The organism is Fibrobacter sp. UWH6 (genome assembly GCF_900142465.1).
GTDB lineage: Bacteria > Fibrobacterota > Fibrobacteria > Fibrobacterales > Fibrobacteraceae > Fibrobacter.
The window spans coordinates 29,848-49,970 of the sequence record NZ_FRAX01000006.1; the positions used below are offsets into that span (position 1 = coordinate 29,848).

Below are 20,123 nucleotides of genomic sequence, written 5' to 3' on the forward strand. Positions count from 1 at the left end.
ATGTCGTACGTTCAAAAATCAGTTTTGGGGCTTAATGTAGAAAAAATTTCTGACAGTAAAGTGACATTGCTACACCTACGGTGTTCCCCAGTTCCTGCTACAGCGACTGACATGTGTTGTGCAGCCATCTGTAACCCGACTCGATAATGTTCTGCAATGGTGTAGCCCAAATTAAGGGTGTATCCGACAGTTGACGCGGAAATCCACTCATCACTGGTTGTAGATCGGCCATTCAATTCCACTTCTGCGCTCATTATGGAACCGCCCACAAAAAAGTGAGAAAGGCTTTCGCTTTCGTTCGCCCAAATCATTAATTGTCCGCACACATCTATTTGACTGGATTTCAGATAAGTGCGACTTGCTAACGAACTGGTATTTGTCCCTTTTTCAACACGAACATTAAATGTGTCAATGGTGATTATAAAGGGTTCCCCAGGGTCGATGCTGTAAAGGATTTCATCTTTCAATCGGGCGTTCAGCGAACTTTCATAAACATCGTTTTTCGATCCCGAAAGAACGTAGTTCCAATTCGATTCTCCAACACCATACATATCAACGAGATCTGGCCTGATCAAACCGAAAGCTTCATACAAGGAGTCAAGACCTGCAAAGTAAGGCCTGGGGCGTAAACCGCTTCGTTGAAGCCGATTTCGCCGCACCCCAAAAAAAATAATGAAATTAGAACGATTTGCAAAAATGCAATCTTCATAACCTCAACACCTAACAATTATAGGACGGTAATATAGCATCTTTTTATGGTATTATAGTTCTTGAAGGCATTCAAATTTTATATATTCCGTTTAGTAATTGGAGGTTTTTTATGAAATTTTCCCGTGTGATTTCCCTGGCCGCTCTGTTTGCTGCATCTTTCGGCTTTGTCGCCTGTGATGATTCCTCTTCTGCTTCTAGCGACGAAAAGGCTGGCTACGACTGCTCCGTTAAAGGCGGCGTAAAGGTCGTCTACCCGGCCGGTGGCGAAAAGTTCAAGATGGGCGAAACCATTACCGTTATTTACGGCTCCGACATTCAGGGAACGGGTTTCCGTTTCGTGTACAAGGTCGACAAGGATGACCTGGGCGACGATATGTTCGAAGAATCCATGGGCCCGGAACATCCGGATGGCAAGACTTGCTACGAACAGAAGGTCGTTCTCGATAGCAATTATTCTGAACCTTCCGATGAAGCTATCATCCGCGTGATTCCTTACGAAAATACCAGTAAGGCCGGTAATTCCGGTACTTTCAAGGTTTCTAAGTAATCCTTGAGAATCCCGCACTTAAATCCTAAAGACAATTCGATCACCGTGGCCATTGTCGGCTGCGGTGGTTTTATTGGTAGTCACCTGCTTAAAGCTGTGCTGCAGCGTACCTGCTGGCGGGTGTTTGCCGTAGACCTTGAATCTTACAGGATCCAGCAGCACTTGGCTGACCCGCGGGTGGAATTCTACTGCGGCGATCTGGCGAACCCTTCCGTGGTGCAGCGCATTGCACAGTTCCCCGTGGTGGTGAACTTGGCTGCCATTTGCGTGCCTAGCCGTTATATGTCCGAGGCGGCAACCGTCATTCGCAGCAATTACGATCACCCGGCCCGCCTGGCCGATGCCTGCGCCAAGAGCGGCTCCTGGCTAATCCATTTTTCTACCTCCGAAATTTATGGAAAGACCGCGGCGGATTCCGGCCTGCTGGAAGAAGATTCTGCAGACCTTGTCTTTGGGTCGGTGGCTGCAAGTCGCTGGAGCTACGCTACCGCAAAACTTCTGGCGGAACGCTATATGGCAGGGCTTACGAACCTGCAATGGACCGTGGTGCGCCCCTTCAACTTTGTGGGCCCCTACATGGATTTTATGCCCGGCGTCGATGGGGAAGGAATCCCCCGAGTGCTGGCGAATTTTTCTACGGCCCTGGTGCGGGGCGAACCCATTAAGCTTGTGAATGGCGGACTTGCCCGACGGACCTTTACCTCGGTTCATGACGCCATTGATTTTATCTTCTGCCTCTTTGAAAATCCTGCGGCTGCAAAGGGCCAGGCCTTTAACGTTGGAAATCCTGACAACGAAATTTCCATTGCGGAACTGGCACGGATCATGACCGAAATCTATGCCGATGTAAAGCACATTCCCGTAGAAGAAATCCCTGGGGCACAGATTGTGGACGGCGTTGAATACTATGGCGTTGGCTACGAAGATTCCCTCCGCCGCATGCCCAGTGTCGAAAAGGCGGAACGGCTGGTAGGCTTTAAGGCTTCGACACCCTTGCGTGAAGTCTTGCGGGAATCGCTGACCTGGTTTGCGGAACATTACAGCACTTCGGATTGCCTTGAAAAGTTGGCGGAATAATGCCCGCGGAATTCAACACCTTTATTTTTGTGCCGGCCTACAATGTGGAAAAGACCTTGGCCGGTGTGCTGGATAAAATTCCCCAAAGCGTGTGGCGCAAATCCAAGATTCTTGTGATAGATGATGGATCGCAGGACGGGACCCGCAAACAGTTTGATAAATATGTAGAAGGTTTTCGGGAAGGTCCCGCTGAAAAATCGCAGGAAGGGACTGTTGAAAAATCTCGGAACGGTTCCGCCCCCCGCCTCGAATATTTTCGTTTTGAAAAGAACAGCGGCTATGGCGCTGTCGTCAAAAAGGGCTTAAGCGAAGGACTCTCCTCGGGCGCCAAGTTCATCGTCTGCCTTCACGGCGACGGACAGTACCCCGCTGATTTGCTGGACCAGTTTCTAGACCATCTGGAAAATTTCAGAACCGTAGATGGCCACGGTAACGAGTCTGCGCTCGCTCTATTGCAGGGCTCTCGCCACGCAGTGACCGGTGGCGCCAAGGCAGGGAACATGCCCCTGCACAAGAGAATTGGCGGAGCCTTCTTGACCGCCCTAGAAAATCTGGTGTTCCGTCAGAAGCTGACTGATCGCCACAGCGGATTCATTCTTTACTCCGCCGACTTCTTGCGCACCGTGGAACTATCTCGCCTGAGCCCCTCCTTTGACATCGACCTGGAGCTGATTTCCATTGCGGATGCCCGTGGCTTTGCCATAGGTGAACTTCCCATTCCCACTGTTTACGCCGAAGAAAAATCCAACCTGAACGTAGTGACCTACGGCCTTCGCTGTTTAAGACAAATTGCTAGAAGATTTTGCTTTACGTTAAAAGTGAAATAAAAATTCTATACCCATTGCGTTAATAAAAAATCTTTTTTTGCATTTTCCTCATACCTCATACCTCATAGCTCATACCTCATATCTCATACCTCATACCACATACCACATACCACATACCTCATAACTGGTATCTGATTCTCGCGCATGAATTCTCATTTATTTTTCCCCTGGTTAGCGCTTTTCTCTCTGACTTACATATATTTAAAGTATGATTAAGTCTTTGATTTCTGCTTTAAATGGGGTGTTGCTGGGGAAGTCCGATACGGTGGAACTTCTAGTGATGGCATTGCTGGCCGATGGCCATGTGCTGATTGAAGATGTGCCGGGTACGGGTAAGACGACTTTGAGTAAGGCCCTGGCGGCGGCTGTGGGGGCGGAATTTTCCCGAATCCAGTTTACGCCGGACTTGTTGCCTGCCGATGTGACGGGTGGCGCGGTTTATAATGCCAAGACCGGTGAATTCGATATTAAGAAGGGTCCGGTTTTTACCCAGGTTTTGCTGGCCGACGAAATTAACCGTGCGTCGCCACGAACTCAGTCTTCGCTTTTGGAAGCCATGGAAGAACGTCAGGTTTCGCTGGAAGGTGAACGCCACAAGTTGCCGGAATTATTCATGGTTCTGGCCACCGAAAATCCGGTGGAATTCCACGGGGTGTTCCCTTTGCCCGAGGCTCAGATGGATCGTTTTATGGTTCGCATTTCTGTAGGTTACCCCACCGAAGAAACGGAGCTTGATATTCTGCGCAGCCATCGTGAAGGTCGGCCTGTAGACAAGGTGGTGGCGGTGACTTCGCCGGTGGATATTCTCGAAGCCCGCAAACAGGTTTTCAAGATTCATATTGATGAGGCGTTGGAACGTTATATCGTTTCTCTTGTGCAGGCGACTCGTAGTGACGGGGGCGTACGTCTGGCGGCAAGTCCTCGCGCTGGTTTGAACTTGGTCCGAATGGCTCAGGCCTGTGCCTTTGTGGCTGGTCGCGATTTCGTGAATCCCGATGATATTCAGCGGGTGTTCTTCCCGGTCATGGAACATCGCGTGTTTGCCAAGGACAGCGCCAATCCAGAAGCCAGCAAGAACATCCTGCAAAGCATCCTGAAAAAAGTTAAAGTACCGAAGTGAGGTTAGTAATGAGTGATGAACTGCGAGTGATGAGCAGTGAGCTAAAAGTAAGGCGCCTTTGGCGCGACTATAAAAAACTCATAGCTCACAACTGAAAACTCACCGCTGGTAAGGGCGCTCTTGGCCCAACAATGATAACTCATAACTCATATTTGGTTTCTGATATCTTGATTTGCTAGATCCTTCGACTTCGTCGCTTTGCGACTACGCTCAGGATGACACTCTCCCCTTCCTACCACCTACCACCTACCGTCTACTTCCTACTTCCTACTCCCATGTCTTTCTTCTCCTGGTTTGTTCGTAGTGTTCCTCGTGCGCCTCGGCGGGCGGGTGTTCTGATGCACGCGTTCTACCTGTGGCAGGAATATTTTACTCCGGCGGGGAAGGCGGCTGCCGCATTGATGCCCTTGTCTATGGCGGTGGGCATGGTCCCTGGATTCTGGGCGGCCTGGGTGTTTTGCGGTCTGGATTTCTTGCTGTTCCTGGGAATGATTCTTTCCCTGTTCTGTTCCAGCAAGCTGAATTACGTTTCTATGGAAAATGTGGTGGTGACTCCCGCTTACGAGGGGGAGGTGGCTACCATCTGGGCCGATGTGGGCGTTGGGGGCGAAGATGCCATAAATGCCATCGGTCGTAAGCGTTCTTCTAATCTGCTGTTGCGATTGTTTGGTCGCGGAGGCGGATCTGCTGATCGTCTGGATTCGGTGCAGTTGGCATCTTACCGTATGGACCCGAGCTTGACTTGGCTTGAATCCGAGATGGTTCAGATTAATGCCGCTGACGGTTTTAAGAAACTGGAATGCAAAATTCAGACGAAGAACCGCGGCGCTTTTCCGCTGAATAAGATTGCGGCCAACGTTCCCGAAATCATGGGACTTTTGCAGTGGCCTTTTGAATATCGCGGTTCTGCGGAATTGCTGGTTTATCCGAATCCTATAAAGGTGGGTGAATTCCCGTTCTTAACCTCGGGGGCTAGCGGCATGGTGTTTGCCCCGCTGTTGATGCCTAGCCTAAATCGCGGAATGAATTTTGTGGGCGTCCGCGAGTACCGGGAAGGAGATGCTCTTCGAGACTTGCACCACAAGGCTTTTGCCCGCTACGGCAAGCCCTTTACCAAGGAATTTGAAACGGAACGCGGGGCCGGTGCCATTCTGGTTCTGGATACGGCAGCTCCCTCCTTTGGAGAACGTCAGCATCTGGAATTTGCCATCCGCTTGACGGCGGGAATTGGCCTGTGGCTTCTGGAACGGAACATCCTTGGGCGATTCTTTATTGACGATGAAGAAATTCCGCTGGCTGGTAGTGGTGCCGCCCAAGGGGAACGTCGCAAGAACTTGATGGACGCGCTGGCCCGAATTCCTGCGGCGAACTTGATTTCGGCGAGAAAGCCAGGACCTTGGTCTCCTGCGGCACGGCCCATGGATCCGGTGCTTCGGGTAGGACTGTACGCCAAGGAAGAACCTCTGGTCCACAAGCATATTGTGGTGGGCCGTGATCCATCTTCGGATAAGTGCCTGTTCGTGGAGCCCGCTTCCATAAAGTCGGGGGTGTCGCTGTGAAAAAAGAAATAGTAGACATCCGTTATGTAGCCAAATGCCTGTTCTTGATGACAGCCTCCTTTAACTTGGGGCATACTTTCGAGGCGACTTGGCTGGGCCTGCTTTTTGCGATTTACTTTGCCGTGACGGGATTCTTGAACGCCACCAGCCGCAAGGAATTTTCCAAGCGCCCCAAGTACAACAAGATTCCTGCCTATGGGGCCATTGTGCCGCTGGCCTTGTATTGGGTGGTGACTCCCGGTGTGGAGAACGGTGTGAACCCCATGATGATTTTCTTGCCGGGATTGTATTTGCTGTTCTTGGCGGCGTTGCAGGAACGCAGTCGCGGTAATGGCGGCTTTGAAGCTTTCGTGGCTTTTGACGGTGTGGCGGCCTTGCTGTTTGGCATGTTCATGGTGCCTAAGGGTTGGGCTGTTGCTGGTATTGTAGGGTTGCTGCTTTGCCTGTTTGCCTACAGCCGACGGGGAACGGCCTGGTACAAGTATCTTTTGTTTGTGCTGCTGGTGGTTGCCTTGGGCGGAATCGCTTTTGGCGGGTGGCGTTATTGGCGGGCGCATCGCTACGAAAAAGGGGCGCGGTGGGCCGAGGATTATTACCAGCGTGAACGGGTCATGGGCTTTGACCAGGTGGCGGCACTGGGAAGTTTTGGCAGCAATTACAACGGCAAGTATAATAGTCAGGTGGTGCTCCGCGTGTGGGATTCGTTGCCTTCCAATTATCTGAAGGCGGCCAGTTACGAAAAGTACGTGGCGGGAATCTGGAAACTTCCTACGGAACAAGTAAAGACTTTGACGCCGGCCTATTACCAGGTGGACTACGCGGTGATGGAAGTGATGGATTCTGTTACTTCGATGGGGGAGACTCCGGCAGGTTCCGCTAACCATGGAGTACGACAGGTTTGGGTACAGTCCTCCGTAAAGAATTTTGGTTTTGTATTTGCTCCCTATGGTGCGGTGGGCTATGCCGCAAAGGACGTGGATTCATTACAGTATTTTGCCGGGGGCATGGTCCGCGGGCTAGATCAGAACGGCAAACGTTCGGACTGGTACTACTTCGTTTGCGATGCTCAGGAGAATGGCGATGCTCAAGGCGTTGGTGGCTCCCAGAGAAATTGCGTCATCCCGGATTCCCTGCTGGCGTACAGCGAAGGGGACCTGCATGTTGGTGCCCGCTATGAAGCGCTTATGGATTCCGTAGTGGCCGAGATGGGACTGGTCCGTAGCGACAGCATTTCCGGTGAAAATTCCGATGCAGAAAATCTTCAGCGTGTTCTGGCTTATTTCAAGAATCATTTTACTTATTCTTTGCAGATTCCGGGACTGGAACGTTGGCGCAGTGGCGGGAATGTGACCCGGGATCCTCTGTCTGTTTTCTGGCATGCCAAGCAGGGCTTCTGTGAATACTACGCTACCTTGGCGGCTCTCGCTTTGCGCCGCGTTGGAATTCCTGCCCGCTATGCTACCGGCTTTGCTCACCCCGAAGTGGTGGAGGGCCGCCCCTATGCGGTGTTCCGTCGTAAGCATGCCCATTCCTGGGTCGAAGTTTTTGTGGATGGTCATTGGGCTATTTTTGACCCCACGCCTCCTATGTTTTCTCCCTTGGGCACCGAGCCTAGCTGGTTCAGCGTAAAGTGGGAAGGAATCCGCGGTCGCGCCGCCCGCATCATGCATTTCTTAAAGGAAGGTGAATGGAGACGTTCCGTAGACAGCTGGCAGAACTACACCCAGAGCTTTATAGATAGCGGAATCCCTTACCTGCTTCTCGTTTTGTTGTCTGCGTTCCTTGTTGCGATCAAAACCCGTGGAGCCCTTAGGGCTCGTCAAAAGCGAATCGTGTCTACGTCGGCCAAGGCGATTCTCTGGGCAAAAAAGTTGGATGCAGCCGAAAAGGAACTGGCTCGTGCAGGCTTCCACCGAGAACCTGGTGAAACGGTGGGCGACTTTTTGAGGCGTGTAGAAGGGCACGAACCTGCCGATGCTGTGGAAATATTGCGGGAATACGAAAGGAATCGCTGGTGTTCGTAGACCCTTTCCTAAAATTTACTTGTCATTTTGGCCCTTTTTGTTAGATTAGAGTCTATGAAAAAACAATTCCTGATTTTGCCTGTCCTGTGCTCATCCCTGTTCTGGGCTTGTGGCGACAGTAGTTCTGCAACAGAACCTTCTAACGATCCTAATCCTCCTGCATCAGAAATCCTTTCTTCCGATTCCGGCATGTCTCCTGAACCGGGTGCGCAGTCTTCGGCCTCTGCCGATCCGTCTGATCCGACTGTTGACCCCACAGTGGATCCGTCTAATCCTACTTTGGATCCGTCTCAGCCTGAATCTTCTAGCGGTGTTGAAGGTCCGACGGAGAATCCCAATGCGGACCCCTATGCTGTTGGAACCGATATCGATGAACCCTCTTATGTACCCGAGGGCTGCGAAGTCAAACCTCTTGACAATGGCATGGGTAACGGCGTCTATTGCCTGGATTCTCTTGGAACGCCCCCTTTTAAGGGAACGATCTTTGCTGATCCCGATGCCGACGTGGCATACGATCCGGCCAATCCGGACCTGACGACTTTCACTAGTGTAGAAAAGGTGTTCAAGGCCCTGCAGCCCGATGAAAAGGTGGTCTTTGTTCTGCGCCATGCCGAACGTAATTCCAGTTCTGGAAAAACTTCTCACCTGACGGAATTCGGTATTTTCTCTGCTCAGTCCGTGGGCCAGAAAATCGCAAGCGAAGATCCGGCCTACTACGCTCATTCTGAATATGTCCGTACCCGCGAAACGTTGGAGAATATCGCCAAGGGTCGTGGTGAAACTGGATTCAACCACGATGCTTATGGCGTGTTGAATGGTGGCTGGTTCATCAAGAATGACTCCGCTTTCAATGCTTATGCAGCCTTGTCTACCGATGGAAACTATGTGGCTACAACGGACTGGGCTTTCAATGGCGGTTATGAAGATGCCTTCTATGACCTGGACTCTCGTGCCAAGCAGTTCATTGATGAATTCCTGGTGGGCGTGATTTCCAAGAAGGCTCGTGTAAGCGTGGTGAATACCCACGACATGTTCCTGGCTCCTTTGACAATTTATGCCTCTGGCCGTCAGATTGACCTTAGATACTACGAAAATCGCAGCTGGATTACTTACCTGGCCGGTATTGCCGTGGTGATCGGTGCCGATGGTTCTGTAAAGGTTCTTCCTGTGAAGGGTCTGGATTCTGGAAAGACGACTTAGTTCTGTTAATCTAGAACGTTAGACTATAAAAAAAGAAACCCGGACTTAAAAAGTCTGGGTTTCTTTTTGCTGAAGATTAAATTGAATTCTGCAAATCTTCATTCCGATTTTTTCGGAATCTCACGACATGAGAAATCCATATCTCATATCGTGAATCTGATATCTAATCTTACAGCTTCATATCGCTCAAGCGGGTGTGTTCCACCTGGTCGAATTCGTCCTGGATTTCCTTGGAGGGGGCCTTGGTCAAAAGGCTTACCACGATGATGGTAACCATGCTGAATACGAAGCCCGGAACCAGTTCGTAAATCTGGAAGATTTCACCGCTGAGGCCGGAGAGGTAGAACTTCCAGACGAAGGTGGTGATGCCACCAACCAGCATACCGGCAACGGCTGCGGGCAGGGTGGTGCGCTTCCAGAAGAGGGCCAACAGAACCAGCGGACCGAAGGTTGCACCGAAGCCACCCCAGGCGAAGCTGACCAGACTCATGACCACGTCAAGGAAGCTCTTGCCTTCCTTAGCGGCACCAGCGGAAGGTGCGCCCTGGAGTGCCACGAGAACAGCGATAATAGCGATAACGGCAACCACAACGCGGCTCACCCACATCAGTTCCTTGTTGGAGGCGTTCTTGCGGAAGATGTGCTTGTACATGTCGTTACTGAAAGCGGAAGCAGAAACCAGGAGCTGGGAGTCTGCGGTACTCATGATAGCGGCGAGAATGGCGGCCATGAGGATAGAGGCGATAGCCGGATGGCAGAGGGCCTGGCAGAGGACCATGAAGATTCTTTCAGGGTCCTGGACAGTGAGACCGTTAGCGCTTACATAATAGCGGCCAAGGAGACCGATCATGATCACAGCACCGAGGCAGATGATGACCCAAGTCATGGCGATGCGGCGAGAATGCTTGATTTCTTCAGCGTTCTTGATGGACATGAAACGGACCAGGATGTGGGGCATACCGAAGTAGCCGAGACCCCAGGCCAGGCTGGAAATCAGGGAGATGAAACCGATGGCCTTGCCGGTAGAGGCGTTGGTGAAGAGGCTCATGAGGTAGGGATTCTGTACGTTCACTGCATCCATGGTTGCAGCGAAGCCGCCACCGGAAACGCAGATGATGGTGGGAATCACCAGCACGGCAATGAGCATCATGGAAGCCTGGATGAAGTCGGTCCAGCAAACAGCGAAGAAGCCGCCCATGAAGGTGTAGCTAACAACCACGACGGCACCGATGATCAGGCCGGTGGTGTAGTCAAGACCGAAGATGGTGCCGAAGAGCTTTGCGGAAGCCACGAAGCCGGAAACGGTGTAGAACAGGAAGAATGCCAGGATGAAGAAGGATGCGATCACGCGGATGATGCCCTTCTTGTCGCGGAAACGGTTAGAGAGGAAGTCGGGGAGGGTAATGGAGTCGCCGCAGAAGTGAGAGTACTTGCGGAGACGGCGGCCAACGATCTTCCAGTTGAAATAGGTACCGATCACGAGACCGATGCCGATCCATGCTTCGGAGAAACCGCTGAGGTAGATGGCGCCGGGGAGACCCATGAGCATCCAGCCACTCATATCGGAAGCCTGGGCGGACATAGCCACCACCCACTTGTTCATGCCACGATCGCCCAGGTAGTAGGCGTTGAGGCTATTTGCCTTGCGAGAGAAGTAGGCACCGATGCCTAGCATCATCAACAAGTAAAGAATAAAGACGACTACGGTCATTTGTTCCTCTTCTATGTTGCGGCGAAAAAACATTCGCCTGAGTTAAATCATCGGTGGGGCAAGATAGAAATTTTTATATATGGCTCTGTGAACCCAGACTGCGAAACCCCATCTCATTTCCCCTTTAAGGTCATTGCCAGAATCCGGAGTGACTTTCCCGATAAGTTCGGCATTCCCCGCCAGAGTGGATTGCTAAAGGGGTTGCGTTCCTCCATTCGCTTTGAACCTGAGTTTCGAGTGGCCGACGCCTTGCGCGGTCTCGAGGGTTTTAGCCACCTGTGGGTCCTCTGGATTTTTTCAGAAAATGTAAGGGTGGGCGAGAACGGCGAAAATCGCTGGAGCCCTACGGTGCGCCCGCCCCGCCTCGGAGGCAACAAGCGTCTGGGAGTTTTTGCCACCCGCAGCAGTTTCCGCCCCAATCCCGTGGCCATGAGCTGCGTAAAAATCGAGGAAATCCGCCTGAACGTGGTTGACGGGGATTATTGCGGCCCCGAAATTATCGTTAGCGGCGCCGACATGATGGATGGAACTCCCATTGTAGACATCAAGCCCTATTTGCCTTATGCCGATTCCGTGCCCGATGCACTGGGCGGCTTTGCGGAACCCCTCCGCGAAAAAAGCCTGAAGGTGGAATTCTCCGTGGACCTTGGGGCGTTTCCGGCAGAAAAATTGGATACCCTCCGCGAAATTCTGGCTGAGGATCCCCGCCCGGCTTACCAGAAGGATGCCGACCGAGTTTACGGCTTTAAGTTTGCTGGCTTTGAAGTCAAATTTAAAGTCCAGGACGAAGTGCTTTCGGTCCTGGACTTGATTAAGATTTAGTATAGAGTCGGGTTTAGACTATCTAACATTGATAATGGAACTGCGGTCGGTTCCGTTTGCCCTGATATTGATCACGTAGCGGCCTGAGGGGAGGTTCTGGCTGCATGCCTTGGTAGCTTCGAAGTAGGTGGTGTTCTTACCTAAGGTTAGAACTTCCTTGCCCAACATGGAATAAACCTTGACGCTTGCCTGGTAATTCTTTTCGGCGTGGGTGAGGCTAGGGCTCCCCATATTAGAATCGCCCAGCAAGTTGACCTGGAAGTTTGTGCTTGGGGCTGCTTCACTGAGCGACATCAGTGAAGTAGCCAAAACTGCTGCTGTCAGATATCTCTTCATTCTACTATAACTCCACTCGTCTGCTGTTGTTAAGTCGCAGACCTCTCCAAACACGGGCCAAAAATAGCTATTCCTGACCTGTCTGTACATATAAATGGGGGATTTCTGTTGTTCTTTTTTACAACATTATGCTTTTTTGCGTAAAAAAGCCATTGTCTTTTGGTAAAATAAAATCAATAAAAAAAAATGTTCGCCACTTTTTCTTATATTCAACCACAAATAACAGAGGTTTTATATGAAAAAGTTTTCTTTGATCGCCCTGGCTGGCGTTTGCTCCCTGGGTCTCCTGTCTGCCTGTAGCGATGATAGCACTCCGGATCCGACCCGTGCAGAACTTTGCGCTAACGGCATTTCCGATGACTGCCTGAATGGTGCATGGAACGCCAATGGTATGGCCAACAAGGCTTCTGGTGAAATGCATTCCATGTTCAATTACACCGCAGCTCCGGGCACGCTGACTTTCGACAAGAATACTCATGAATTCCAGTTTGACGCTCCTGCCCTGGCAGCAGACATTGCTACCGCAGACTGCAATCCTGTTTTCGGCGAATGGTCTGTAGCCGCTGGCGTCTTGCACATGAGGTCTTTTACCAACACCATGTGCATGGGACCCAAGACTGTTGAATTGGCCGCCACTGTCGCTCTTGACGAAACCGGTACCCTCGTGACCTTGAATCTGGGTCAGCTGTACTTTATGTACAATTTGACCGATGAAATGGCTATCAAGAACTCCTACACTGAATCTTTCAGTGCTCTCGCCAAGTAATTTTCCCAAAAAATTGCATAAGAAAGGCCCCCGGTTCTAAAAACCGAGGGCTTTCTTTTCTTGCTCCTTAAAGCTTACTTGACCAGGATGGCCTTGGAAAGCAGATTGTTTCCGTTGGCGTTGGTCAATCGGGCGATGTACTTACCCATGGGAATTCTGTTCAGGCTGACGTTTGCATTGCCGCCAACTTGCTGAGAAAGGACAATCTTTCCGTTTGCGGAATACAGCTTGAGAACGGCTCCCTCGGGGGCTGCGATCTGGAGGCTGCGTCCTTGCTGGTTCATGCTGGCGGAACGTCCGATGTTGATGATTCTGGGGTTGTTCATGACAATGTTGGTTCCTTCCGGTGCGCCAACAATCAGGCCACGGCCAACGGTACTCATATACACCACGCCGTAGTTGTTCATGTCGCCCTGGACGAACTTGCCGTTACCCGGACCACCGAACTGATGCATGTCATCGTTGATGCGTTCGAAAGTCTTGCACTTGTCGGTACTGCGGTAGAGGCCGACGGTGGAGTACTTGTATTCCTTGCCGCCCCACTGGCCTTCGCCTACATATTCCCTGGTGCCGCCCCAGATGTAGATGGTTTCGTAGTCGGCGCCTTCTTTTGCCTTACCGATACCTACTGCAACGGCGGTACCTACGATGTCGCAATCATTCCAGGTCTTGCCACCGTCTTCGGTATAGCTGAGACCGTTATGAGTGTAACCGTCTTTCTGCCAGATCTGATTCTGGTCGCGAGCCACCCAGATGTGGCCTTCTCTGCCGGGAACGGTACGGATGGGGTTACCATCGCCAGAGAAGTTTTCGTTGGTCTTGAGAGATGTTACCTGCTTGAAGGTTTCGCCGGCGTCATTGGAAACGATCACTTCTCCGTTATCGCCGATGACGTAGAATACCTTCGGGTTCACGGGGTCAGAAGCCATACGGCCGTTGCCGCTACCGGTCTTTACTTCTTTCCATGTCTTGCCGTTGTCAACGGAGCGATAGAAGCTGGATCCGTTTTCCGGCTTGTGCATGATGACCTTGCCGTCTGCGGAGAGAGTCAGGTGGCCCTTACGCATGTTCTCCATGGTGCTTGTGGTGTCCATGGGCATCTCGTCCCAGGTTTTGCCCAAGTCGTCGGAACGGTACATCTTCTTGTAGCTCTTGGAATCGTACTGGCCGTAGACCGTTACGATACCGGTACGCATCAAGGTGCCGGTGAGGGCTGCGTAGCCGATGCTTTCGGTAGAACCTACGATGGGGAAGTGGCGCTTGACGGGTGCGTTAATGTCGGTGTATACTCCACCATCATAGTCGCCGATGGCCGTAACCAGGGGACCGCCCGGAATGCTGACAATATCCAGGGGAACGGTTTCTTCTACGCCCTTGGATTCAAACTTCCAGACAGGAACCTTGGCGGTGATGTCGTCGGTAGTGAAAATACCGTTACCGCTGGTGACCCAGACCTTCTTGTTGTTGAACGGGTCAAATTCCAGGGAGCCTGCCCAGTGGATGGCATTACCCGGAATCCAGTCGGTACCGTTGGCGTCGATATTGGGTACGTCGCCGTAATGCTGACCATGGACCCAGTTCTTGCCGCCGTCTGTGGTAACGTAAATGCGGTCGCCGTAGTTATCCTTTTCGTCCTTGGTTACGTGACGGCCGGTGTACTTGCCCAGGGTAGAAACTACAATGTGATTCTTGTCCTTGGGGTCGATGGCGATGCCGCCGTAGGAACTTTCGTTCTTCTTGTGCTGAACGGTGCCGCCTTCGTCTTCTTCATCATCATACGGGGTGATGTCGGTCCAGGTGCCGGACTTGAGATTCAGCTTCATCACGGCGCCGCCGCTAATGTTATGGGGGCCGGGGCCATCGGCGTAGGTGATGTACATATCGCCATCTACGATCTTGGCGCGGTGGGGCATGTACTTGGAGGGGCCGCCTTCGATAGTCTTCCAGGTCTTACCGCCATCCTTAGAAACTTGCAGATTGTCCTTGGTGTCGGAAATACCGATGTAAATGGTGGCGGTGCTGCCGTCGGCTAGCTTGCCCTGGGATTCGTCGAACATGACGAAGGCGACACCATTTACGCCGCTCAGGCTGTTTCCCGAGGCGCTAGAAATAGCCACCTTGTAGAGGCTGCTCCAGGTTTTACCATAGTCTTCACTTTTGTAAACGCCTGCAGTACGGCTACCGCAAAGAATAATGTTGGGCATGTTGGGGTCTACGGCCAGCTTTTCGCCAGTTTGGCGGCCCATGCCGTTACCGTGGGCGAGAATACCTTCGCCTTCCTTGTTGCCTACATAAGTGGTGTCCCAGGTGGTACCGTAGTCTTCGGAGCGGAGTACTGCAGTGCGTCCCCAGCTAAAATAGCCGGTACCTGCCAAAACGTAAATGCGCTTGGGATCGGTGGGGTCCAGGGCGAAAGATTCGGTGCCGTAAAGACCCTTGTCTTCTTCGCTGAACTGGTCCATAAGAGGAATCCAGTAGGACTTGGTTGCATCCCAGCGGTAGATGCCGCCCACGTCGGTACGGGCGTAAATCAAATCTTTCTGATAGGGGCTGGGGAGGATGGCGCTCATGAATCCGCCACCATCGAAACGGACGTTACCCCAGTCGTAAGCTTCAGCGTTGGACTGTGTTACACCGGTGGCAACAATGGCTGCCATAATGCCAATCGCCTTGATTTTTCCAAACATATATTCTCCAGATTTCACCAGCGGCACCCTAAATTGTATGAAGTGCCAAATTACCATTATATAAAATATTTCCAAATAGCGAAAAAGGACGCCTTTGGGGCGCCCTTGTTGTTAAAAACGTTTATTTAATCACAACAGCTTGGAATATGCCTATGGGGAACTATTCCTGGGGGTTGTTGTAGTTACAGGCGTTCCTTCGTTTCAGTTCATTGTTCAGGGGAACGTAAATCACGCTGAAGATAATGTAGCCGCTAAGCAGTACCAGCCAATGGTTTAGGCCCAGGCGGGTCTCGATAAAGTGCATCTCCAGGAACATAAAGGGGCCTGCAATCAGGAACAGGGGCAGCTGACGGCACTGGTCACCCAATGAAAAACGGCTTTCGTAGCTGACGATGGAGTTCATCATGGGGAAGCTGGTGCAGAATCCGCCCATGAGTCGCTTGATGAACATGAGGCCACTGACCACGCCGGCAATGGCGGGGGCCTTGATGTAGATGGGCAGGGGTGTCTTGTAGCGGACACCGGCCTTGTATTTTTGCTTCTGGAACATGATGAGGCCAACGATAAAGTCGAAGGCACAGACCCCTACGAAAAAGGCTTCGTTGTCGGGGATGCGGGGCATAAGGAAGGTGCCCATGGCCACGAAACAGGCAAGGCCTATAATGATGGACAGCACGATAGGCACTTTAGCCTTGTAATGGAGGATGCGGACGATGTTCGCATACAGCATGCACATGAATCCGGAAATGGCGTTTGCGGCCCCGATGGGGAGGCCCACGGCGATGTAGGCGAAACCGAAGGGGATGGGAATGGTGGCCGTAACCGCCTTCAGCTGCGGGTCCTTCAGGTAAGCACTCAAGGTTCCAAGCGCAGTCACCATGGCTACCAGCAGGTAGTCGTAGAAGGAAAAGTGAAAATTCAAGGACTCAAACATTTGCGGCCAAAGATAGCAATTGAAAATGAGGTTCGCTACGCTAGAGGTTTCAGGTCGGTTGCTTCGCAACCTAGAGGGGGGGATAGTGAACAGTGGGGACTGTCTCTCTGAACATCCGCAAACTGTCATTCTGAACTTGTTTCAGAATCCCGTGAACGCACAAGATCCTGAGATTCCTCAGGGTGACGTCAGGTCCCTTTGGCGCGATTATCTAGCTCATTGCTCAAGGCTCATAGCTCATCGCTGAAAGGAGCCGTAGGCGACCACCTCATACCTCGTCGCGGGAGATTTTTCGGTAGTTGGTCTTTACTTTTTTCACGTAATTAAAGGTCTCGTACTGCATGGTTATCAGGCGTAAAAATTCAAAATACCTGAATGCCTTGTACAGTTCCGCCTGCCTGTATCCGCCATTGTAGTGGGCCAACATCAGGTTTATATCGCCCTTGTACTCGCTGCGGAGCATCGACAGGAACTTTACGCCAATCTGGATATTGTCTTTCGGGTTCAACAAACTGTACTTGGAAAGCTTCAACTTTTGAGCGACATTTTTCCCGGTGGTTGGCATGATCTGCATAAGACCCAAAGCCCCGACGCGACTTTTGGCGTTGACCTTGAACCTGCTTTCCTGAGCGATAATGGCTGCCACCAACTTGTAATCCATATCATACTGTTTTGAGTAGGTCAGGATGTATCCGGCAAAACGATCCACGTCGGCAACGCTCAAATTTCGGTTCACCGAAACGATGAACTTCTTTAGCTTTTCAGGGGAATCTTTCTTGTTGAAGAAGGTGAGAACTTCCTTACTGTTTGCGATTTCGTCAAGATAATCTTCCACCGCAGGGAGTACGCCCCCGCACAAGAATACAATCGCAAAAATGACCAGTAAAACCTTCTTCAAAATTTATCTAAACCCTTCGCCAACAATGATAGAAAAATCAGTTGTCTTAATTATGAATTACGAAATATGAATTACGAGTTTTTAAAATCAGTCGCAAACACCCCTTTTGGCCCCTTTTTTCCCTCTTTTCTCTCGTTTCCCGTCTTTCGTCTCTCTTTTTTTTACCTATATTATCCCTCAACGTCATTTCGCCTTGGTATTCCCGTCCAGTTATATTCCACTGGGAGTTCAAGTAGAATACTCGGGTGCAAACGTGTAAATAAGTAAAACAAACAAACCAAAAGGAACAGGTAGTAAAATGGCTACTATTACTAAAGAAAAGGCTGCAGAAATCACCGCTAAGTTTGGCGCAAACGAAAAGGACACCGGTAACGTCCGCGTTCAGATCGCTCTCCTGACTGAAAAGATCAAGAACCTCACCGAACACGCCAAGCAGCACAAGAAGGACCACCACTCTCTGCGCGGTCTGTCTATGATGGTTGCAAAGCGCAAGACTCTCCTCAAGTACTACGGCGAAAAGGACATTGTCGCTCAGCGTGCTCTTATCAAGGAATTGGGTCTCCGCGGCTAATTTCTGTGGACTGGAGATAATCTATGTCTATTGATGCTTACAAAGAAAAGTACGGCAAGATGCTGGACCCGAAGGAAGTGTCTGTAACACTTCCCGATGGTCGTGTCATCTCTTTCGAAACCGGCCGTATTGCCAAGCAGGCTCGTGGCGCTGCTGTTGCCAAGATGGGCGACGCATTCGTTCTGTCCACTGTCTGCTACGGCGAAGAAAAGGAAGGTGACTTCTTCCCCCTGACGGTTGAATACCGCGAAAAGGCCTACGCTGCTGGTCGCCTCCCGGGTGGCTATTCCAAGCGTGAAGCTGGTCGTCCGTCTGACGAAGAAACCCTCTCTGCTCGTATTATCGACCGACCGATCCGCCCCATGTTCCCGGAAAACTTCACTCGTGAAGTCCAGGTCATCGTGCAGGTCATGTCTGCCGACAAGAAGTTCGCTCCCGACGTTCTCGGCGTGAGCGCTGCTTCTCTCTCCATTGGTCTCTCTGACCTCCCGTTCGAACAGCAGGTTGCTGCAGTTCGCGTGGCCGTCGTTGACGGTCAGAACGTTGTGATGCCCACTTATGATCAGATTGCATGCGCCGATCTGGACATGGTGGTCGCCGGTACCGAAGACTCCGTCTGCATGGTGGAAGGTGGCGCTTATGAAGTGTCCGAAGACACCATGATCAACGCTATCCTCGCCGGTCACGAAGTCATCAAGCAGCTTTGCATTGCTCAGCAGAAGCTTGTTGACCAGTGCGGTAAGATGCCGAAGATGATCCTCGCTCCGAAGGATCTTGGCGAAGCTCACGAAAAGCTGCTCACCACCGTTAAGGAAGTTGTGAATGACGAACTCCAGAAGGACGTTCATTCCAACATGGTCAAGACCGACTTCTATCCTGCTATGGCAGACCTCTGCAAGCGTATGACTGAAGATCCGCGTATCCTCGCTATCATTGGCGAAGGCGACGCTCAGGACGCAGCTCTCCTTGCTGATGCCAAGGCAATCTTCGGCGATCTGGAACGCACCGCAATGCGCGAAATGATCCTGAACGAACACGTCCGCTTGGACGGCCGTACCACTACCGAAATCCGCCCCATCGAAATCGATATGGGCGTTCTCCCCAGCGCTCATGGCTCTGCCATCTTCCAGCGCGGTGAAACTCAAGGTTTCGTTGTATGTACTCTCGGCACCAAGGCTGACGAACAACGTTATGAAAGCCTTCAGGGTGAAGGCGCAAAGAGCTACATGCTGCATTACAACTTCCCGCCGTACAGCGTGGGTGAATGCAAGCGTCTCGGCACCAGCCGCCGCGAAATCGGTCACGGCCACCTCGCCGAACGTTCTCTGGCTGCAGTTCTTCCGCTGCCCGAAGACTTCCCGTACACCATCCGCGTGGTTTCCGAAATTCAGGAATCCAACGGTTCTTCTTCCATGGCTTCCGTTTGCGGTGGCTGCCTCTCCTTGATGGACGCTGGCGTTCCTATCAAGGCTCCGGTTGCTGGTATCGCAATGGGCCTCATCTCCGAAAAGGGTTCCGTGAAGGAAGGCGGCAAGATTGAAATCTTGTCCGACATTACCGGCACTGAAGACCACCTCGGCGATATGGACTTCAAGGTGACTGGTACCGCTGAAGGTATCACTGCCTTCCAGATGGATATCAAGATCCGTGGTATCACTCCGGAACTGATGCGTCAGGCATTGGAACAGGCCAAGCAGGGCCGTCTCCACATTCTCGGCCGCATGGCTGAACTTGGCCTCGCCGCACCTCGTCCGAAGGTTTCCGAAAAGGCTCCGACCATGATCAAGATGAAGGTGCCCACCAACAAGATCCGTGACGTTATCGGCTCTGGTGGCTCCGTCATTAAGGGCATGCAGGCTCAGACTGGCTGCACCATCAACATCGACGACAACGGTAACGTTGACATCGCTGCTCCGACTGGTAAGGCTGCTGCAGTTTGCCGCCGCATGATCGAAGAACTCACTGCAGAACCGGAACCGGGCCGCAAGTACAAGGGCAAGGTTAAGACGATCCAGCCGTTCGGCGCATTCGTCGAAATCCTCCCGGGTCGCGATGGCCTCGTGCACATCTCTGAACTTGCTGACCACCGCGTCGACAAGGTTGAAGATGTCGTTCACGTCGGTGACGAAGTTGAAGTTCTCTGCCTCGGTGTTGACCCGAAGGGTAAGGTGAAGCTTTCCATGAAGGCTCTGCTCCCCCCGAAGGCTGAAACCCCGGCCGCTGAAGCTGCTCCCGCAGCCGAAGCCGCTCCTGAAGCACCCGCTAGCGCTGCTGCAGAAGCGACCGCAACCGAAGCCTAATCGAAGTACTTCGACAGAGTTCCTAGAACTTTA

At 51.7% G+C, this 20,123-nt stretch carries 17 protein-coding genes; 11 read left to right on the top strand and 6 right to left on the bottom strand.

Annotation, left to right across the window (positions count from 1 at the left end):
• Positions 1-11: 11 nt before the first annotated feature.
• A complete protein-coding gene (locus BUB73_RS07025; RefSeq protein ID WP_139258169.1) occupies positions 12-593 on the bottom strand; it encodes a hypothetical protein in 582 nt (193 codons plus the stop codon).
• Between the two features lie 227 nt (positions 594-820).
• Between BUB73_RS07025 and BUB73_RS07030 the strand changes: the two genes are divergently transcribed.
• The 7 genes from BUB73_RS07030 to BUB73_RS07060 all read left to right on the top strand — a co-directional run bounded on the left by BUB73_RS07030 (position 821) and on the right by BUB73_RS07060 (position 9,065).
• Positions 821-1,258, top strand: a complete 438-nt coding sequence (locus BUB73_RS07030) for a hypothetical protein (RefSeq protein ID WP_073156600.1) — start codon at positions 821-823, stop codon at positions 1,256-1,258.
• 3 nt (positions 1,259-1,261) lie between these two features.
• The gene (locus BUB73_RS07035; RefSeq protein ID WP_254795013.1) at positions 1,262-2,335 is read left to right on the top strand and encodes an NAD-dependent epimerase/dehydratase family protein; all 1,074 of its coding nucleotides are present in this window, start codon (positions 1,262-1,264) and stop codon (positions 2,333-2,335) included.
• Positions 2,335-3,162, top strand: a complete 828-nt coding sequence (locus tag BUB73_RS07040; protein ID WP_073284700.1) for a glycosyltransferase family 2 protein — start codon at positions 2,335-2,337, stop codon at positions 3,160-3,162. The genes BUB73_RS07035 and BUB73_RS07040 overlap by 1 nt, the downstream gene beginning before the upstream one ends.
• A gap of 208 nt (positions 3,163-3,370) precedes the next feature.
• Complete coding sequence (locus BUB73_RS07045) at positions 3,371-4,282, top strand: AAA family ATPase (RefSeq protein ID WP_073233780.1); 912 nt, start codon at positions 3,371-3,373, stop codon at positions 4,280-4,282.
• A 338-nt stretch (positions 4,283-4,620) separates the two neighbouring features.
• Entirely contained in the window at positions 4,621-5,841 is a 1,221-nt protein-coding gene (locus BUB73_RS07050) for a DUF58 domain-containing protein (RefSeq protein ID WP_073284702.1), read from the top strand.
• Positions 5,838-7,865, top strand: a complete 2,028-nt coding sequence (locus BUB73_RS07055) for a DUF4129 domain-containing transglutaminase family protein (protein WP_073284705.1) — start codon at positions 5,838-5,840, stop codon at positions 7,863-7,865. Before BUB73_RS07050 ends, BUB73_RS07055 begins: the two co-directional genes overlap by 4 nt.
• Positions 7,866-7,919: 54 nt before the next feature.
• On the top strand, positions 7,920-9,065 hold the full coding sequence (locus BUB73_RS07060) for a phosphoglycerate mutase family protein (RefSeq protein WP_073284708.1): 1,146 nt from the start codon (positions 7,920-7,922) through the stop codon (positions 9,063-9,065).
• Between the two features lie 169 nt (positions 9,066-9,234).
• Here the strand turns inward: BUB73_RS07060 and putP are convergent, their stop codons facing one another.
• The gene (putP, locus tag BUB73_RS07065; RefSeq protein ID WP_073156614.1) at positions 9,235-10,776 is read right to left on the bottom strand and encodes a sodium/proline symporter PutP; all 1,542 of its coding nucleotides are present in this window, start codon (positions 10,774-10,776) and stop codon (positions 9,235-9,237) included.
• 87 nt (positions 10,777-10,863) lie between these two features.
• On the opposite strand from putP, the gene tsaA reads away from it, so the two are divergent.
• The gene (tsaA, locus tag BUB73_RS07070; protein ID WP_073284710.1) at positions 10,864-11,598 is read left to right on the top strand and encodes a tRNA (N6-threonylcarbamoyladenosine(37)-N6)-methyltransferase TrmO; all 735 of its coding nucleotides are present in this window, start codon (positions 10,864-10,866) and stop codon (positions 11,596-11,598) included.
• An 18-nt stretch (positions 11,599-11,616) separates the two neighbouring features.
• On the opposite strand, the gene BUB73_RS07075 is transcribed toward tsaA, so the two are convergent.
• Positions 11,617-11,934, bottom strand: coding sequence for a T9SS type A sorting domain-containing protein (locus tag BUB73_RS07075; RefSeq protein ID WP_158236587.1), 318 nt, complete (start codon positions 11,932-11,934; stop codon positions 11,617-11,619).
• A gap of 235 nt (positions 11,935-12,169) precedes the next feature.
• Here BUB73_RS07075 and BUB73_RS07080 point away from each other — a divergent pair, with 235 nt between their 5' ends.
• Positions 12,170-12,700, top strand: a complete 531-nt coding sequence (locus tag BUB73_RS07080) for a hypothetical protein (RefSeq protein WP_073284713.1) — start codon at positions 12,170-12,172, stop codon at positions 12,698-12,700.
• A gap of 74 nt (positions 12,701-12,774) precedes the next feature.
• Here the strand turns inward: BUB73_RS07080 and BUB73_RS07085 are convergent, their stop codons facing one another.
• The 3 genes from BUB73_RS07085 to BUB73_RS07095 form a co-directional block, all read right to left on the bottom strand.
• Positions 12,775-15,387: a VPS10 domain-containing protein gene (locus BUB73_RS07085; RefSeq protein WP_073233770.1), complete on the bottom strand. Its 2,613-nt coding sequence runs from the start codon at positions 15,385-15,387 to the stop codon at positions 12,775-12,777.
• Between the two features lie 160 nt (positions 15,388-15,547).
• A complete protein-coding gene (locus tag BUB73_RS07090; RefSeq protein ID WP_254794857.1) occupies positions 15,548-16,309 on the bottom strand; it encodes a hypothetical protein in 762 nt (253 codons plus the stop codon).
• 280 nt (positions 16,310-16,589) lie between these two features.
• Positions 16,590-17,219, bottom strand: coding sequence for a lytic transglycosylase domain-containing protein (locus BUB73_RS07095; protein WP_073156630.1), 630 nt, complete (start codon positions 17,217-17,219; stop codon positions 16,590-16,592).
• 298 nt (positions 17,220-17,517) lie between these two features.
• Between BUB73_RS07095 and rpsO the strand changes: the two genes are divergently transcribed.
• Both rpsO and pnp read left to right on the top strand, forming a co-directional pair.
• Positions 17,518-17,790 (top strand): 30S ribosomal protein S15, encoded by a 273-nt coding sequence (rpsO, locus tag BUB73_RS07100; RefSeq protein ID WP_073156633.1) that lies wholly within the window; start codon positions 17,518-17,520, stop codon positions 17,788-17,790.
• Between the two features lie 62 nt (positions 17,791-17,852).
• A complete protein-coding gene (gene pnp / locus BUB73_RS07105) occupies positions 17,853-20,090 on the top strand; it encodes a polyribonucleotide nucleotidyltransferase (protein ID WP_371328336.1) in 2,238 nt (745 codons plus the stop codon).
• Positions 20,091-20,123: the final 33 nt, after the last annotated feature.

Coding starts and splice junctions, on each gene's coding strand:
- BUB73_RS07030 (WP_073156600.1), top strand. CDS start 821: ATGAAATTTTCCCGTGTGATTTCCCTGGCCGCTCTGTTTGCTGCATCT.
- BUB73_RS07040 (WP_073284700.1), top strand. CDS start 2,335: ATGCCCGCGGAATTCAACACCTTTATTTTTGTGCCGGCCTACAATGTG.
- BUB73_RS07045 (WP_073233780.1), top strand. CDS start 3,371: ATGATTAAGTCTTTGATTTCTGCTTTAAATGGGGTGTTGCTGGGGAAG.
- BUB73_RS07050 (WP_073284702.1), top strand. CDS start 4,621: ATGCACGCGTTCTACCTGTGGCAGGAATATTTTACTCCGGCGGGGAAG.
- BUB73_RS07060 (WP_073284708.1), top strand. CDS start 7,920: ATGAAAAAACAATTCCTGATTTTGCCTGTCCTGTGCTCATCCCTGTTC.
- putP (WP_073156614.1), bottom strand. CDS start 10,776: ATGACCGTAGTCGTCTTTATTCTTTACTTGTTGATGATGCTAGGCATC.
- BUB73_RS07075 (WP_158236587.1), bottom strand. CDS start 11,934: ATGAAGAGATATCTGACAGCAGCAGTTTTGGCTACTTCACTGATGTCG.
- BUB73_RS07080 (WP_073284713.1), top strand. CDS start 12,170: ATGAAAAAGTTTTCTTTGATCGCCCTGGCTGGCGTTTGCTCCCTGGGT.
- BUB73_RS07085 (WP_073233770.1), bottom strand. CDS start 15,387: ATGTTTGGAAAAATCAAGGCGATTGGCATTATGGCAGCCATTGTTGCC.
- rpsO (WP_073156633.1), top strand. CDS start 17,518: ATGGCTACTATTACTAAAGAAAAGGCTGCAGAAATCACCGCTAAGTTT.